The organism is Kushneria sp. AK178 (genome assembly GCF_053903105.1).
In genome coordinates, this window is sequence record NZ_CP096381.1 from 758,763 (window position 1) to 774,307 (window position 15,545).

At 64.5% G+C, this 15,545-nt stretch carries 15 protein-coding genes and 1 tRNA gene; 5 read left to right on the forward strand and 11 right to left on the reverse strand.

What is annotated here, in order from left to right; all coding sequences use genetic code 11:
• The first annotated feature begins 7 nt into the window (after positions 1-7).
• Positions 8-346, forward strand: a complete 339-nt coding sequence (locus M1D97_RS03420; protein WP_456269355.1) for a DMT family transporter — start codon at positions 8-10, stop codon at positions 344-346.
• A 201-nt stretch (positions 347-547) separates the two neighbouring features.
• Positions 548-1,939 carry a D-alanyl-D-alanine carboxypeptidase/D-alanyl-D-alanine endopeptidase gene (dacB, locus tag M1D97_RS03425; RefSeq protein ID WP_456269356.1) on the forward strand — a complete coding sequence of 464 codons (1,392 nt, stop codon included), beginning with the start codon at positions 548-550 and terminating at the stop codon, positions 1,937-1,939.
• A 16-nt stretch (positions 1,940-1,955) separates the two neighbouring features.
• Here the strand turns inward: dacB and M1D97_RS03430 are convergent, their stop codons facing one another.
• Positions 1,956-2,777: an MBL fold metallo-hydrolase gene (locus tag M1D97_RS03430; protein WP_456269357.1), complete on the reverse strand. Its 822-nt coding sequence runs from the start codon at positions 2,775-2,777 to the stop codon at positions 1,956-1,958.
• A 203-nt stretch (positions 2,778-2,980) separates the two neighbouring features.
• Here M1D97_RS03430 and M1D97_RS03435 point away from each other — a divergent pair, with 203 nt between their 5' ends.
• Positions 2,981-3,349: a diacylglycerol kinase gene (locus M1D97_RS03435; RefSeq protein WP_456269358.1), complete on the forward strand. Its 369-nt coding sequence runs from the start codon at positions 2,981-2,983 to the stop codon at positions 3,347-3,349.
• 47 nt (positions 3,350-3,396) lie between these two features.
• On the opposite strand, the gene cynS is transcribed toward M1D97_RS03435, so the two are convergent.
• The 5 genes from cynS to M1D97_RS03460 all read right to left on the reverse strand — a co-directional run bounded on the left by cynS (position 3,397) and on the right by M1D97_RS03460 (position 6,771).
• Positions 3,397-3,840 (reverse strand): cyanase, encoded by a 444-nt coding sequence (gene cynS / locus M1D97_RS03440; RefSeq protein WP_456269359.1) that lies wholly within the window; start codon positions 3,838-3,840, stop codon positions 3,397-3,399.
• A 75-nt stretch (positions 3,841-3,915) separates the two neighbouring features.
• Positions 3,916-4,371 carry a hypothetical protein gene (locus M1D97_RS03445; protein WP_456269360.1) on the reverse strand — a complete coding sequence of 152 codons (456 nt, stop codon included), beginning with the start codon at positions 4,369-4,371 and terminating at the stop codon, positions 3,916-3,918.
• Between the two features lies 1 nt (position 4,372).
• Positions 4,373-4,774 (reverse strand): NUDIX hydrolase, encoded by a 402-nt coding sequence (locus M1D97_RS03450; RefSeq protein ID WP_456269361.1) that lies wholly within the window; start codon positions 4,772-4,774, stop codon positions 4,373-4,375.
• Between the two features lie 56 nt (positions 4,775-4,830).
• Positions 4,831-5,910, reverse strand: coding sequence for an AbrB family transcriptional regulator (locus tag M1D97_RS03455; protein WP_456269362.1), 1,080 nt, complete (start codon positions 5,908-5,910; stop codon positions 4,831-4,833).
• A 42-nt stretch (positions 5,911-5,952) separates the two neighbouring features.
• Positions 5,953-6,771, reverse strand: a complete 819-nt coding sequence (locus M1D97_RS03460; RefSeq protein WP_456269363.1) for an amidohydrolase family protein — start codon at positions 6,769-6,771, stop codon at positions 5,953-5,955.
• A 137-nt stretch (positions 6,772-6,908) separates the two neighbouring features.
• Here M1D97_RS03460 and glnE point away from each other — a divergent pair, with 137 nt between their 5' ends.
• Positions 6,909-9,854: a bifunctional [glutamate--ammonia ligase]-adenylyl-L-tyrosine phosphorylase/[glutamate--ammonia-ligase] adenylyltransferase gene (glnE, locus tag M1D97_RS03465; RefSeq protein WP_456269364.1), complete on the forward strand. Its 2,946-nt coding sequence runs from the start codon at positions 6,909-6,911 to the stop codon at positions 9,852-9,854.
• Between the two features lie 14 nt (positions 9,855-9,868).
• On the opposite strand, the gene M1D97_RS03470 is transcribed toward glnE, so the two are convergent.
• Positions 9,869-10,666, reverse strand: a complete 798-nt coding sequence (locus M1D97_RS03470; protein WP_456269365.1) for a lipopolysaccharide kinase InaA family protein — start codon at positions 10,664-10,666, stop codon at positions 9,869-9,871.
• A 281-nt stretch (positions 10,667-10,947) separates the two neighbouring features.
• The gene (trhO, locus tag M1D97_RS03475; RefSeq protein WP_456269366.1) at positions 10,948-11,907 is read right to left on the reverse strand and encodes an oxygen-dependent tRNA uridine(34) hydroxylase TrhO; all 960 of its coding nucleotides are present in this window, start codon (positions 11,905-11,907) and stop codon (positions 10,948-10,950) included.
• A gap of 276 nt (positions 11,908-12,183) precedes the next feature.
• Between trhO and M1D97_RS03480 the strand changes: the two genes are divergently transcribed.
• Positions 12,184-13,050 (forward strand): D-amino-acid transaminase, encoded by an 867-nt coding sequence (locus M1D97_RS03480; protein ID WP_456269367.1) that lies wholly within the window; start codon positions 12,184-12,186, stop codon positions 13,048-13,050.
• Positions 13,051-13,352: 302 nt separating this feature from the next.
• Here M1D97_RS03480 and M1D97_RS03485 read toward each other — a convergent pair whose 3' ends face one another.
• The 3 genes from M1D97_RS03485 to M1D97_RS03495 all read right to left on the reverse strand — a co-directional run bounded on the left by M1D97_RS03485 (position 13,353) and on the right by M1D97_RS03495 (position 15,436).
• Positions 13,353-14,231, reverse strand: a complete 879-nt coding sequence (locus tag M1D97_RS03485) for an MBL fold metallo-hydrolase (RefSeq protein ID WP_456269368.1) — start codon at positions 14,229-14,231, stop codon at positions 13,353-13,355.
• Between the two features lie 127 nt (positions 14,232-14,358).
• Positions 14,359-14,435, reverse strand: a tRNA-Pro gene (locus tag M1D97_RS03490).
• 62 nt (positions 14,436-14,497) lie between these two features.
• Positions 14,498-15,436 carry a polyprenyl synthetase family protein gene (locus tag M1D97_RS03495; RefSeq protein WP_456269369.1) on the reverse strand — a complete coding sequence of 313 codons (939 nt, stop codon included), beginning with the start codon at positions 15,434-15,436 and terminating at the stop codon, positions 14,498-14,500.
• Between the last annotated feature and the right edge of the window lie 109 nt (positions 15,437-15,545).

Sequence of the window (15,545 nt, forward strand, 5' to 3'; positions counted from 1 at the left end):
AAACGCCATGACCTGGCAGCCCTATCTCTATCTGATACTGGCCATCTGCGCCGAGGTCGTCGCGACCAATGCGCTCAAGGCCTCCAATACCTTCACCCGGCTGGGCCCGAGTCTGCTGACGGTCGCGGGCTACGCGCTCGCCTTTTACTTTTTGTCGATAGTGCTCAAGAGCATGCCGGTGGGGGTGGCCTATGCCATCTGGGCCGGGCTCGGCATGGTGCTGACGCTGCTGCTGGCCATGGTTGTCTTCGGAGAGCGCCCCGATGCGCCCGCCATACTGGGGATCGGGCTGATCGTGGCAGGCGTTGTTGTCCTTCAATTCTTTTCGAAAATGAACGCTCAATAAACAGACGACAGCACCGTGGATGCGGAGGCAGCGCATTGCCACGGTACAGGCATGCCCATTACTCTGAGGCTTAAACAAGCTGCCCATGTAAAAGGGAAATCCTTCATGCCTGCAAGGTCTTCCGTTGTAGTCGCAAGCCGCCCGACTGTCTTACGTCTTTTATTCTCCCTGCTGTTCCCGCCCATGATCGCGATGGCGGCGATGATTTTGTCCGCCCAGGCCCGGGCCGATGGCTTTCCTGCTACTGCAGCGCTGGCGGACAAGGGGTTTGCCGTCGGCGCTCAGGCCCGCCTTCTGGACAGCGGTGAAACGCTGGGCAGTCTTTCGCCGGCGCAGCCGATGGCGCCGGCCTCGGTATCAAAGCTCTATACAGCCGCGGCGGCACTGACCCAATGGGGGCCGCAGAAGCGCTTTACTACCGAGCTGCGCAGCAGCGCGCCCATCGTGGACGGTGTGCTCGAGGGCGACCTGTTCCTTGATGGCGGGGGCGATCCGGGCATGACCAGCAAGGACTACTGGCTTCTGGTGCAGGGACTGGCCCAGCGCGGCATCCGCCGCATCGATGGCCGGGTGCTGGCCAGCCAGTGGCGCTTTGGCCCGGTCACCTGCGTGACTACGGACCGATGCGATGCCCGCACGCGTACGCGCCACGCCTTCGATGCCCAGCTCACCGCCACGGCGGTGGATTTTGCCACCTGGTGTACGCGTGTCATGCCGGGCGAGGCCGAAGGCGTGCCGGCACAAATCACCAGCTGTGCGGGGACGGCGCCGCTGACACGCCTCGATAACCGCGTCACGACCGTGGCGCAGGGCAATACCGCCATCAGCGCCGAGCGCACCACAGCCAACGGGGAAGACACCATGGTGGTCTCGGGACAGATCCCGCTGGGCAGCGGGCCCCGCAATGTCTATCGCTCCAGCGCCGACCCGGCCGCCCAGACGCTCAAGACGCTTGAATCGCTCATGAACGATGCCGGCATTGCGGTGACCCGCGGTTTTGCCGCCACGTCGAGTCGTCCCGCAGAGTCGGCGAAAGTATTGTCGGCCATCGAGGGCAAGCCGCTGCAGGAGCAGCTGCTGCGCATGCTCAACTACTCCAACAACTTCATGGCCGATGTGCTGGCGCTGGACCTGGTCAGCGGCACGCCCTCCATGGCCAGTGCCGGGGCCGCGCTGAATGCGTTTGCCGGTAACATTGCCGGCCATGGCCCGATCGATCTGCGCTCCGGCAGTGGCCTGACACCGGAAAGCCGCACCAGCGCCCGCGGTGTCACGGCACTGCTGGATCACATGTACCATCAGCCGGCGCTCTTTCCGGTCTTCGTGGCCGGCATGCAGACCCCGGTCAACGGGCCGATGAACTTCATCCGCCGCGGCAGCGACCGTTTCCAGCAAAACGTCATGATCAAGACCGGCACCCTCAATGAGCCGGTACCGGTCCGCGCCGTGGCGGGCTATTTCCGGACGCAGTCGGGGCGCTGGGGCGCCTTCACGGTCATGGTCAATGGCCGGGCCGCCACGCCCTATATCAACTGGACGACCACCCTCGAGGCGGTCGCCAGCGATATTGATGCCATGATCGCCGCCCACTGACGCCGGGCCCGGCCGCTTACCGGTCGGGCATCGCCTCTTCCTCGAAGTGATCGAGCAGGTGGCGCAGCCCGTCCCGCAGGGCGTCCCCCGACATGGCATGCCCATGACCGGTCATGGCCACTTGCGGCGTCAACCCGGCCAGTGTCTGTACCGAGCGATACGCCGCGTCCCAGTCCGGGGTGAAATAGCGCGGCGGCCCGCTGATCTCACGGTGCTGCGTGACCACCTGATACAGCGACTCCTGCCTGACGGTGACAAAGGCATCGCCGGCCAGCAGGGCGCTGTCGTCATCGCGGAAAAGCGACACATGCCCCGGCGTGTGACCCGGGGTGTGCAGCCAGCGCCAGTCGGCCAGACAGGGGACGCTGCCATCTTCCGGCAGGGGGTGGATGCGCTCGCCGAGATCGACCGGCTCCCGGGGGAAATGGCCCGCCAGCGCGGGGATGACACCGCCGCCGGCATCCGTGTCGGGTGGGGCGTAGCGCTGCTGACCGGTCAGATAGGGCAGTTCCCGCGAATGGGCGTAGACCGGTACGTCCCAGTGCTCGGCCAGCTCCACCACGGCGCCCACGTGATCGAAGTGGCCGTGGGTCAGGAGGATGGCGCGAGGCGCCACGCCCTCGCCGAAGCGTGTTTCGGCTTCACGGATGATGTCGTCTTCACAGCGTGGCATGCCGCCATCAATGAGCACCCAGTTACCCTGGTCCGGATGCCCCACGAAATACACATTCACGATCCGGACCGGATAGCAGTACACATCCGGCAGGACCTCATATCCCTTGCCGCTGCTCACGGACGTCAGCGGCAGATGTTTGTCATGCAGTGGGTTGTCGACCATGGTGACCTTTCCTCTGAACAAGCCTTGTGACAGCCTGGCGGGTCAGACGGCGCGGATGCCATAACTTCGGACAGGTTTCGAACGGTATTCTCCGGCGTGCCGGCCGTGGCCCCGCGGTGCGCTGCTTTGGTAGGATGCTTTCTTCCCCTTACAGATGGCAGGTTGCCTGCGATACCTGTGATCCATGGACAGGAACCCTCTGCATGAAGCCCGCGCATACCGGTATCAAGCGGCTGTTTCACTCCACTCGCTACTCCTGGAAAGGGCTGACGGCGGCCTGGCACAACGAAGCCGCCTTTCGACAGGAGCTGATCGTGACCATCGTGCTTTTGCCGGCCACCTTCTGGCTGGGTCAGTCGCTGCTGGAATGGCTTTTGTTGATGGGCAGTGCAGTGCTGGTCATGGCGGTAGAGCTGCTCAATTCCGCCGTGGAAACCGTGGTGGACCGCATCGGCGTCGAACACCATGAACTCTCCGGGCGCGCCAAGGATCTGGGCTCGGCCGCGGTCTTTCTCTGCGTTCTGTTTGCCTTTCTGGTCTGGGGCAGCCTGCTGGTGGTGCGGCTGGTCTGACGGACCGCGCCGAGGCTATCGACGCGGCCTGGCTCGATGGGTCGGCGCTACCAGCTCTTGTAGGGCAAAAACTTGCCATTCATGGTGATCCTGACGCGATCACCTTTCGGGTCTTCCTCGCGCTCGACGTCCATGGAAAAGTCGATGGCGCTCATGATGCCGTCGCCGAACTTCTCCTGAATCACGTCCTTGAGGGTCGGTCCGTAGACACCGACCACTTCATAAAGGCGATAGATCAGCGGGTCCTGCGGGATGGCGCCGTCCCAGGTCTTGGTGGGGTAGGCCTTGAGTGCTTCGATGAGCGCGTCATCGTCAAGGCCCAGAGCGCTGACGATCCTTTGGGCGATGTCGGGTGGGGCGCTGTTCATGCCGTAGCAGACAGACGCCACCCAGACCGGGGAGCGGCCCACGGCCTCGCCCAGATCGTCCCAGCTCATTGTCTGACGCGCCCGGGCGGCCATCAGAGTGTGATGCATTTCCAGCTTGTCCATGACATGACCCTTTTGTCGATTGTTGGAAGTCACAGGCCAGCTATAACACCCCGTGAATTCCAGAGCCAGCCCTGATCATTTCTCGGCGTTCGACTGCGGATCGATCAAAAGCGCCAGCGCCGGCATGACCTGCAGCTCGATGGCCGGGTCGATCATGTCCGCGGGCGGCGGCGTTAAAAGCGGCGCCCAGGCACGCTCGAAGTCGACATCCGGACGTAGCCGGGCCTCGCCCAGGCGCGCCAGATAGACTTCCAGCATGTCGAGCCGGCCGCTGTCATCGGGCGCGGCAAAACGGCCCAGCCAGGCGCTGTCCGCCGCGGGGGCGCCCTCGGCCAGCAGCGTGGTGTGAATTTCTGCCACGGCGCTGGTTAACGCGTCCTCGTCGGCGTCCCGCGCGACGGTGGCGGTGGGCAATTGATAGCGTGTCTGCTGTGCCCCGCGGACGACCAGCACTTCGTCGCGGGCGCTGAGCAGGGCGAGTGCCACATGGCGCTGCGGCGGGCGCCGCTCGGGGGTGTCCGTGTCTGTCATGTCAGCCAAACCGTTTGTGCAGTGCCGGCAGAACGTCATCGCCCAGCAGGGGCGCCAGCGATAACGTGTCGTCATCGAGCGCCATCCAGTAAATCTCCTCGATTTCACCGCGGGCCTGCGGTGTGCCTTCCATTTCTTCGATGATGAAGACATCGGCATCGATACAAGTGTCGGGCTCATTGGCCGCCTGCGCCCTGAAGCGCCCCAGCATGGCCAGCTCGTCTTCCCCGATCGAGGTGCCCAGCTCTTCCCGGCACTCTCTCGCCAGAGTGGCCAGCGGCGTCTCGCCGTGATCGGGTTTGCCGCCGGGCAGCATGAAATGGTGGGTGTCGCGCTTTCGGACCACCAGCAGGCGCCGATTCTGATCGAGCAGGCAGCCGGCAACAACATGAAGGGTAGGCATTGCAGGTGACTCCGAATGAGGCCCGCACGAAGGGCGGACAGTGCCTTGAGATGGTTCTAGTGTGGCTGATTGTCCGGTGTTCGGGCAAAGCGGGCAATAAAGCGCGCCATGGCGGGGCCGATGAGCACCACGGTAAACAGGCGCAGGGCCTGCAGGGCGGCAACGATCGCCACATCGGCGTGGGTGTCCAGCGCAATGATGGTCATCGAGTCCAGCCCGCCCGGGCTGGTGGCCAGATAGAGCGTCAGGAAGTCGCTGTGCATCAGGGGCACCAGCATCAGCGCCGAGAGCGCGCAGAAGGCGATCAGCATCATGGAGGCCAGCAGCATCCACTTGAGGGCGTGCATGACGCTGCGCACGGTCTGACGGTCAAAGCGCAGTCCCACATAGATACCGATGCAGGCGTAGGCGGCCTCCAGCAGCGGCAGCGGCAGCTCGATATCGATGATGCCGGAGACCTGTACCACGGTGCCCAGCAGCATCGGTCCCAGCAGGGCGCCGGCCGGCAGCAGGCGGTCACAGACGAGGATGCCCACGGCAATCAGCGCGATCGACACCGCAAGCGAGGTCAGGCCGTGAAGGTCCCACGACATGGCATGAGAGGGAGTGTGTTCGGCATCCGATACGCCCAGAAAATGACTGACCAGGGCGCCGGCCATGATCACGCAGAGCACGCGCACATACTGCATGGTGGCAACGATTCTGGGGTCGGCGTTGGCCTGTTCCGACATGGCGACCATCGCGGCCGCCGCACCGGGCGTGGTGCCCCAGGCCGCGGTGGTGCCGGGCAGGCCGCCATAGCGCACCAGCAAAATGCCCACCACCGTGCTCAATACCAGCGTCACCGCGGTGGCCAGCACCATCGCCGGCCAGCTCTCGGCGATGGTGGCGAGCACGGTCAGCGTCATCGCCTGGGCAATCAAAAGCCCGATCACGCCCTGTCCCGACTTGAACAGCACCCGGGGCAGCTTCAATCCGCCGATCATGACGCCAAACACCACGGAGACCGCCATGGGGCCGATCAACGCGCCGGCCGGCATATGGACCAGCTGCAGCACAAGGCTTGCCAGGGCGCAGGCACTCAACAGCAGTATCCAGCGCAGCAGGGGAGAGGCTGGCAGGCGATCGACAGGCAAGAGGGGCAGGCTCCGGTAGCAAGAGGTGTCGAGGGGCGGTAATCAGGCCACGCTATCGCTGCCGCGTGGCCGGTAGAGGGCCACCGCGTTGTCATGCAGGGCCAGCATGGCATGGGCATCGCCCAGGGTGTTGTGCAAAAGCTCGATATCGCCCTCCCTGAAGGGGCGAGGGGCGCGCGTGCCCGGCAGGTCGGTGCCGAACAGCAGGGCATGCGGGTTGATATCGGCAATGGCGGCAAGTGTGGCCGGCACATCCAGCGACACGCGGCCAAAGCCCGACGCCTTGACCCGGGCACCCGCCTCGACCAGCGCCAGCAGGGTCGGCAGACCGTCCTGCGACAGCCCCAGATGATCGATGACGATGGCGGGCAGCGTGCGTAAAAGCGCCAGGTACGGTGCGAGGTCACTGGCGTCGGCGTAGAGCTCGCAGTGCCAGCCGGCCACATCGAACACGCGCTGCGCCTGGCGGGCCATGGCGTCGATGTCCGTGTCGAGACCGCGGGCGAGATTGAAGCGGATGGCGCGTACGCCGGCCTCGTCGAGCTCGAGCAGGCGCTCGTCGCTGATGTCGTCGGGCAACTGTGTGACGCCCACGAAATCCCCGCCCAGCGTGTCCAGCGCCGCCAGCAGATGGTCCTGATCCGTGCCCTGAAAGGAACCCGGGACGATTGCGCCGCCCCGGATATCCAGCCCGCGAGTGGCCCTTTGATAATCCTCGACGGTGAAGGGGTCGGGGCGATGGCCCTGGCTGGCGATCAGCGTAAAGCGCGGATCAATGATATGCAGGTGCGCATCGAAGCAGCCGTGCGGCTCACGATGATCGTGTCGGTAGTGTCCGTTGAAGGGAATAACCTCGGCCATGGCAACTCCTTGAACATCCAGCGATAACGGGGCAGCGCGTTTTGTGCCCCGCACAGGCATGACAAGCATGCGGGGTGATGGCTCGGACTGCAATCTTCGTTATGCTGACAGACAACGCACCAATGAGAGGCCCTTCCATGTCACTGCAAGCCGCCCTGACAGGCCTGCCTGAAGCCCTTCAGTCCCAGGCACGTTGTACCCTCGAGACGTTCGATGAGGCGCTGCTGGCACGTCTGGGCGAAGAGCGCCTGCGCGAGCTGGTCACGGTCGTCACGGCCAGTGACTTTGTGGCCCGGACCCTCTCCCATGATGGTGTCATGCTCGACCGTCTGCTGGCGCACGAAGAGCTCATCGCTGCCCCGAGTCGGGAGACGCTGGAGAGCTGGCTCGACAGCGCGCTTGACGAGGCGCACAGCGAGGCGGACCTGCAGCGGGTGCTGCGGCGGTTTCGTCGCGAGCGCATGGTGGCCATCATCTGGCGCGATCGTAACAACTACGCCGATGCCTGGGGGATTGCGGCGGCGGTGTCGCGGCTGGCCGAGGTCTGCATGGCGGCGGCGCTGCGCTGGCATGAGCGGGCAATGGCCACGCGCTACGGCGAGCCGTCACCGGACAGCGAGGGGCGCCCGCAGCGCATGGTGGTGCTGGGCATGGGCAAGCTGGGCGCCGGTGAGCTCAATCTCTCCTCCGACATCGATCTGATCTTCGCCTACCCCGAAAAGGGGCAGACCCGGGGCGGCGAGCGCACCCTGGAGCATCAGGAGTACTTCACCCGGCTGGGCCAGAAGGTCATTGCCGCCCTCGATGCCATCACGGCCGACGGCTTTGTCTTTCGCGTTGACATGCGTCTTCGTCCCCTGGGCGACGGCGGCCCGCTGACCGGCAGTTTCTCGAGCCTTCTCTCCTATTACCAGAGCCAGGGCCGTGAGTGGGAGCGCTACGCCATGCTCAAGGCGCGCCCGGTGGCCGGTGATCTCGACGCCGGACAGCGGCTGCTGGGCGAACTTCGCCCCTTTGTCTATCGCAAGTACATCGATTTCGGGGCGATCGAATCGCTGCGCGAGATGAAGGCGCTGATCAACCGCGAGGTCCGGCGTCGCGGGCGCGAGGATGACATCAAGCTGGGCGCCGGCGGCATCCGGGAAGTGGAGTTCGTGGTGCAGGCCTTTCAGCTGATCCGCGGCGGCCGGGTGACCGAGCTGCAGACCCCCTCGCTCAAGCGGGCGCTGACCGAGCTCGAGCGTCTTGAAATCATGTCGCGCCATGACGTGCGCGCCCTGCAGGCCGACTACGTCTTTCTGCGCGATCTCGAGCACGCCCTGCAGGGGCTGGAGGACCGTCAGACCCAGTCGCTGCCCGAGGAGGCGCTGCCCCGGGCCCGGATCGCCTTTGCCATGGGCCACGAACAGTGGGAGGACCTGGTGGCGCATCTCGAGGAGGTGCGTCGCCGGGTGCGCGAGCGCTTTGATGAGGTCATCGCCCCGCCCGAGGAGGAGGATCATGAGCTGATCGAGGCCGGCGCGCTGGAGGAGTGGCGGGCGCTCTGGCAGGAGGCCTTTGACGATGAAGCCGCGATTGCGCTGTTGTCCGAGGCCGGCTTTCGCGACCCGCCCCGGGCGCGCGAACGCCTGCTCAAGCTGCGCCACGGGCGCGCGGTGACCGGCATGCAGCGCATCGGATTCGAGCGTCTCGAGGCACTGATGCCGCTGCTGCTGTCCAATGTGGCCACCACCGCAATGCCGGATATCACGCTTGAGCGCGTGCTGGCACTGGTAGAGGCCGTGCTGCGCCGCACGGCCTATCTGTCGCTTTTAAAGGAAAATCCCGATGCGCTGACCCAGTTCGTGCGCCTGTGCAGTGCCAGTGCCTGGATCAGCGAGCAGCTGGCGCGCTATCCGGTGCTGCTTGATGAGCTGCTGGACCCGCGCAATCTCTACACGCCCCCCGAGCGCAGCGAGCTCGAGGACGAGCTGCGCCAGACCCTGTCGCGTCTGCCGCCCGGTGATGAGGAGAGCCAGCTCGAGGCGCTGCGGCTGTTTCGTCATGCCCGCGTGCTCAACGTGGCGGCGGCCGATATCGCCGGGGCGCGTCCGCTGATGGTGGTCAGCGACCACCTGACCATGGTTGCCGAAGTGGTGCTGGAAGCCGTGGTCACCCTGGCCTGGCAGGGCCTGACGGCACGCTATGGCTACCCGCGTCGGCGCGACGGCAGTTACGCCGGGGCCGAGGAGGTCGATTTTCTGGTCGTGGGCTATGGCAAGCTGGGTGGCATCGAGCTGGGCTACGGCTCTGATCTGGACCTGGTCTTTCTGCACGACGCCGACCCGCGCGGCAGTACCAACGGGGCGCGCAGTCTCGACAACCCGGTCTTTTATGCGCGCATGGGGCAGCGCATCATCCATATGCTGACGACCACCACGCCGGCCGGCGTGCTGTATGAGGTGGACATGCGCCTGCGCCCGTCGGGTAATTCGGGGCTTCTGGTCTCCTCGCTGGAAGCCTTTGCCGACTATCAGCGCCGCGAGGCCTGGGTGTGGGAGCATCAGGCGCTGGTCCGCGCCCGCGCCGTGGCCGGCAGCCCGGCACTGGCCGGACGCTTCGACGAGATCCGCCGCGACACGCTCTCCAGCGTCGTCGATGTGGACAATCTCAAACGGGAGGTGGTGGCCATGCGCGAGAAGATGCGCCATCACCTGGGCAGCAGTGCGCAGTCCCGCAGCGCCGGCTGGTTCCATCTCAAGCAGGACCCGGGCGGTATGGTGGATATCGAATTCATGAACCAGTTTGCGGTGCTGGCGATGGCGCACCGGGAGAAGGCGCTTTTGACCTATACCGACAACATCCGCATCCTGGAGACGCTGGAGTCGTCCGGTCATCTGCCCTTCGAGGGGGCCGAAAAGCTGCGACGGGCCTGGCTTGCCTATCGCGATGCCAGCCACCGCGCAGCGCTGACCCGCGCCGGATCACTGGTACCGGAGACCGGCCTCACCGAGCATCGCGAGGCCGTTCGCGCCCTCTGGCAGCGCTATCTCGGGCCCGATGACCCCGCATCCGACAGTGCGGAGCATGCTGACGATCATTAAGGGCCGGCGGTGTGTCAGCGCCTCTCGAGGCGGGGCAGCACCCGGTGTTTCCAGCCCCGGCGCAGTCGTGCCAGCCAGCGGGGCGTGACCTTCAGACGCTGTTCGGTGGGCGTCAGCGACCGTCCGGTCAGCTTTTGCTTGAACTTGAGCGTGCCCGCCATGTCGGTGCGGCGCAGCCGATTCATGACGGGGCGCAAGGGGCTTCGCGGGGTGGCGTGAACGGCCGAGGCGAAATCGATCAGCACCGGATGGCCGTTGCTGTCCACCAGAATATTGGTCCAGCGCAGATCATTGTGCGTGACATGACGGCGGTGGAGTTCGCCCACCATGCGCTGAATGTCGCTGTAGCGCACGTCCATCCGGCGTCGTCGGGCTTCACCCAGATCCACGCCGTCGATGGCTGACATGTAAAAGGCGTAGCGTCCGTCAAATCCCTTGAAGTCCGGCGCATGCGCCCAGCCGTCGAGGCGCTCGAGCATGCGTGCTTCCCGCGTCATCAGATAGCGTGCCAAAGGCGCCAGGGCCGTGTGCTGCCAGAGGCGATAATCCTTGCGCACAACCGTCTCACCGCAATGGGTGGTCAGGACCACGGCCGCCTTGAGGGCACCACCGGCATGTTGCAGCGTCACCTCCCGGTCGGCCGCGTCGGTCGGCAGTGATGGGGCAATATCGCCCCACGGCTCGTTGGCGGCTGTTTCTGGTGCCTCGAGGGGGCGGTCGTGGATGGGGTCGGGAGCGGTTACCCGCTCGTTTGCAGCTGACGCGTCGCCGGACAGGTAGCGCTGCGTCGAGGGGGAAAAAAGCAATGTCATGATGGACCTGATATCGAATCGACGTTTCACAGCGCCTGACCGGGGGAAGGACGACAGGATGCACTGCGAAAATATTAACAAGCTAACTATTATTTTAAATCTGATGTAATATCAGGTCGATCCCGAATTGGCGATTGGGCCCGGGTCGGCCTGTTGCCGGGGCATGCTGGAAGAGACTGATGGGTGGGGGAAGCGGATAGCACAGGAGAGAGCGCGCCGGCAGGCCGGCCAACGGCAACCGCCCCGGGCGGGGCGGTCCGGCAGTGATGCTGGCGTGAGGGTCAGCGGCTCTGGCCGCTACGCGGATCACGTCCGATGGGGTGGGCTTCCCCGCGGGCCTTTGCCAGTTCGATCTGGCGCTGGCGTTCGCGCGCGCCCTCGCGGGTCTTCTCGGGCAGGTTGTCCCAGCAGTGCGGGCAGCTGATGCCCGGCTCATAGTATGGCGATTGCTGATCCTCGACCGAGATGGGACGACGGCAGGCGTGGCACTGATCAAAATCGCCTTCGCTCAGATCGTGACGCACGGTGACCCGGTTGTCGAAGACAAAGCAGTCGCCGCGCCAGCGCGAATCCTGTTCGGGCACGCTTTCCAGGTATTTCAGGATGCCGCCCTTGAGGTGGTACACCTCTTCAAACCCCTGTTCCAGCATGTAGCTGGAGGCCTTCTCGCAGCGAATGCCGCCGGTGCAGAACATGGCGACCTTCTTGTGTCTTGTCGGATCGTAATGGGCCTTGATGTAGTCGGGGAATTCGCGAAACGACCGGGTTTTCGGGTCTACGGCGCCTTCAAAGGAGCCGATCTCGACCTCGTAGTCGTTGCGCGTGTCGATCAGCAGCACTTCCGGGTCGCTGATCAGCTCGTTCCACTGCTCGGGCTCGACGTAGGTGCCGACGCGGCGGTTGGGGTCAACGCCATCCACGCCCAGGGTAACGATCTCGCGCTTTAACTTGACCTTGGTGCGATAGAACGGCTGCTCTTGCGCCCGGGATTCCTTGTGCTCGAGATCGTCGAGCCGCGGGTCGCTCTTGAGCCAGGCCAGCAGGGCATCAATGGCGTCACGCGTGCCGGACACGGTGCCATTAATGCCTTCCTCGGCCAGTAGCAGCGTGCCCTTGACGTCATGGGCGCGCATGGCCTCGAGCAGCGGCTCACGCAGCGTTTCAAAATCGGGCAGGGACACAAACCTGTAGAGGGCGGCCACCACGATGGGGCCGTCACCGGGTATATCGGGACTTGTCATGTCGTTCTCCAGGCAGTCGCCCTCGCAAGGGGCGGACCAGGGGGATATCGCGAGCCCGGTCGGGTCGCGGCGCGTATTTTACGCCGCCGCATCGTCGCTTGCATCCGCGTGTCCCGGCCACGGCAGGGGCCGTTGGCTGCGTCGGGCGGTCGCGTCCCGGCGCGCAGTGCCTCGACGGCACTGATATGATCGGGACACACGGGTCGTGACAATGGCCTGACAACAGGGCAACACCTGCGCGCTTGTGACGCAGGACAACGTACAGCGGAAGGGCTCATGTCTCGAACAGTCTACGTCAACGGCCACTATGTGCCGGAAAGTGAGGCCAGCGTCTCGGTCTTTGACCGGGGCTTTCTGTTTGCCGACGGCATCTATGAAGTGACGGCCGTCCTCGATGGCCGGCTGGTGGATTTCGAGGGGCACGTGGCGCGGCTGCACCGTTCGCTCAATGAGCTGAACATGCATCTCTCGCTCAACGACAACGCCCTGCGTGATATTCATCGCCAGCTCATCGATAAAAACGCGCTGCAGGAGGGCCTGGTCTATCTGCAGGTGACCCGCGGCGTCGCCGAGCGTGATTTCACCTATCCCGAGGCGCAGACGCCGGCCACGGTGGTGGCGTTCACCCAGAACAAGGCGATCATCGACAGTCCACTGGCGGAGCGGGGGTTGAAGGTCATCTCCCTGCCGGACATGCGCTGGGAGCGGCGCGATATCAAGACCGTGCAGCTTTTGTATCCCTCCATGGCCAAGATGGAGGCCAAAAAGCGCGGCGCCGATGACGCCTGGCTGGTGGAGTCGGGGCTGGTAACCGAGGCGTCCTCCAGCAACGCCTGGATTGTCGATCACGACAATACGCTGATCACCCGCGAGCTGTCCCGCTCGCTTTTGCACGGCATTACGCGGCGCACCATCATGCAGCTGGCCCGACAGCATGACATGAAGATTGAAGAGCGCGGCTTTACCGTCAAGGAGGCGCAAAACGCCCGGGAGGCCTTCGTCACTTCGGCCACATCGCTGGTGTATCCGGTGGTGTCCATCGATCAGCGTCCCGTGGGTGAAGGAGAGCCGGGAGAGATCGCCAGGGCCCTGCGCCGACACTACATCGAGGCCAGTCTGCAGTCACTGGATCACGAGTCCTGACAGGCCCGGGCCTGTCCTGAAAGTTGTCTGCTGCAATTCAGTTATACGCCCCCGGTTGATAGAAGACGCCATGGGAGACCGGTCCGTGATCAATTCGGCGCAGCGAGGACCGCTGGGTGCGGGCTGTGTCCCTGATCGCCGACCACGGCAGATGAGCTATCTCGATCGACGTCAGCTGATCGATCCGGGTGCACACGCAGGGCGTGCAATGCAGAAAACTGCCGATGAGGCAGGGGGCTCTTCATCGGCAGTTGATAACCTTTGGTGACCATGTCCCGGTCATTGGCCGGAGCGGACGGTCATCAGGGCGTGGGCGACCAGACGTGGGGCAAAAAGCGATAGCCCCGGGTATCTTCCACGATATGGCCGATGCCGGGGAAGTCCAGATGGTGGCCTGCCACCATGAGCTTCTCTTCGGCGACACGGTCCAGGATCGCCCGGCGCGTGGTCACCGCCTGCTCGCCATCGACGTCGAACAGCACGCCGGCATCGGGCTCGGGCAGCTGAATCTGCGGCAGATGCACAATATCGCCCCACAGCAGCAGGCGTTCGCCGGCGGATTCGATCAGATAGCCGCTGTGCCCCGGCGTATGGCCCGGCAGGGCCACACGGGTCACCCCTTCCATGACTTGCTCATCATCAAGACGCTCGATCCGGTCGCGGTTGATCTCGAGCACGCGGTGGGCGACGTCAAACTGCTGGGCAAACATGTCGGAGGCATCATCGGGTGCCGACTGCTGCCAGAAATCCAGCTCTTCGCCCGGCACCAGGATGCGGGCGTTGGCAAACGCGGGTTGATCGTCCGCGGTGATCAGTCCGCCGATATGGTCCGGGTGCAGGTGCGTGACCAGCACGACGTCGATGGCATCAGGCAGCACGCCGATATCGGCCAGCCCCTGCGACAGACGGGCCCCTTCCTCATCGGCCAGCGCGCCATAACCGGTATCCACCAGTACACGCTGATCACCGATGTGCAGCAGGTAGGCGTTGAGCGTGATGCGCGGCGGCGTGGGGCGCAGGCTCTGCGCCTGGAGCGTTTCGGCGCGCGAAGCGTCAATGTGCTGGATCAATTCCAGTGACCCCTGCATCAGGGCGTCCATCAGGGTGGTAACGACGATCTCGCCAACACGCAGGTGATACACATTGGCGGGCTGCTGATCGGGAAACAGGCTATCGCTCACGGGGCCTCCAGTCATGAACATTGATGGGGCCAGCATAGCGTGTCGCATGGAGATCGCCAGCCCGGTCGGGCAGAAGGCCGGACACAAAAAAAGGCGCCTGTCGGTGAAGACAGGCGCCTTTCGTATCTGGTCGGAATAGCAGGATTCGAACCTACGACCTCTGCCTCCCGAAGGCAGCGCTCTACCAAGCTGAGCTATATTCCGAGTGTCACGAGCGCGTCATGACGGTGCGCATTATACGCCCTGTTTCAGGGAATGCAAGCCCCTCAGGCGTGACGGTCCACGGCCTGGCGTACCAGCAGCTCGAGGCTCTCGCGATAGGGTGACGGCGGCAACAGGGTCAGCTGTTCAAGGGCGCGGTCCACCATCTCGCTGGCGCGCGAGCGCGTGTATTCCAGTGCGCCGGTGTCGCGGACGATGGTCAGGACTTCATCCAGATAGGAGAGGCCGCCTTCGCCGATGGCGCGCCGGACCACGTCGGCCTGTGCCGGGGCACCTACCGCCATGGCCCGAATCAGGGGCAGGGTGGGCTTGCCTTCGGCCAGGTCATCACCCACGTTCTTGCCCATTTCGCTGGCATCGCCCTGATAGTCCAGCAGATCATCCACGAGCTGAAAGGCCAGTCCCAGATAGCGGCCGTAGAGCTTGAGCGCCTCGATCTGCGCCTCGCTGCCACCGGCCACCATCGCGCCGGTGTGGGAGGCGGCCTCGAACAGCATGGCCGTCTTGCCCTGGATGGTGTCGAAATAGGCCGCTTCATCGATATCGGCGTTGCCGATATTGGTCAGCTGCAGCACTTCGCCTTCGGCAATGACGGAGGTGGCATTGGAGAGTACGGCCATGATCGGCATGGAGCCGACCTCGACCATCATCTCGAACGAGCGCGAGTAGAGAAAATCGCCGACCAGCACCGAGGGCGCATTGCCCCAGGTATCGTTGGCCGTGGCGCGTCCGCGGCGCAGATGGGATTCATCCACCACATCATCATGCAAAAGGGTCGAGGTGTGCATGAACTCGATCAGGGCGGCCAGCGTAATGTGCTGGCGGCCTTCATAGCCCAGGGCTCTGGCCGATAGAAGCGCCAGCAGCGGGCGAACGCGCTTGCCGCCGCTTTCAATGATGTAGTTGCCGATCGTCTCGATCAGGGGGACATGTGAGGCAAGCTGCGCGCGAATGGTGCGGTCAACAGCTGCAAAGTCTTCCATGACGGGTTCATGGGTCCTGGAGACGCTGGGTGAAACGACTTGGCTGTTCACAGTGAACCTCGGGCTTCTATTCCCTGCAGGCATGGGCCCGGGCCGGCAGGACAACAGG

Coding starts and splice junctions, on each gene's coding strand:
- M1D97_RS03420 (WP_456269355.1), top strand. CDS start 8: ATGACCTGGCAGCCCTATCTCTATCTGATACTGGCCATCTGCGCCGAG.
- dacB (WP_456269356.1), top strand. CDS start 548: ATGATTTTGTCCGCCCAGGCCCGGGCCGATGGCTTTCCTGCTACTGCA.
- M1D97_RS03430 (WP_456269357.1), bottom strand. CDS start 2,777: ATGGTCGACAACCCACTGCATGACAAACATCTGCCGCTGACGTCCGTG.
- M1D97_RS03435 (WP_456269358.1), top strand. CDS start 2,981: ATGAAGCCCGCGCATACCGGTATCAAGCGGCTGTTTCACTCCACTCGC.
- cynS (WP_456269359.1), bottom strand. CDS start 3,840: ATGGACAAGCTGGAAATGCATCACACTCTGATGGCCGCCCGGGCGCGT.
- M1D97_RS03445 (WP_456269360.1), bottom strand. CDS start 4,371: ATGACAGACACGGACACCCCCGAGCGGCGCCCGCCGCAGCGCCATGTG.
- M1D97_RS03450 (WP_456269361.1), bottom strand. CDS start 4,774: ATGCCTACCCTTCATGTTGTTGCCGGCTGCCTGCTCGATCAGAATCGG.
- M1D97_RS03460 (WP_456269363.1), bottom strand. CDS start 6,771: ATGGCCGAGGTTATTCCCTTCAACGGACACTACCGACACGATCATCGT.
- glnE (WP_456269364.1), top strand. CDS start 6,909: ATGTCACTGCAAGCCGCCCTGACAGGCCTGCCTGAAGCCCTTCAGTCC.
- M1D97_RS03470 (WP_456269365.1), bottom strand. CDS start 10,666: ATGACATTGCTTTTTTCCCCCTCGACGCAGCGCTACCTGTCCGGCGAC.
- trhO (WP_456269366.1), bottom strand. CDS start 11,907: ATGACAAGTCCCGATATACCCGGTGACGGCCCCATCGTGGTGGCCGCC.
- M1D97_RS03480 (WP_456269367.1), top strand. CDS start 12,184: ATGTCTCGAACAGTCTACGTCAACGGCCACTATGTGCCGGAAAGTGAG.
- M1D97_RS03495 (WP_456269369.1), bottom strand. CDS start 15,436: ATGGAAGACTTTGCAGCTGTTGACCGCACCATTCGCGCGCAGCTTGCC.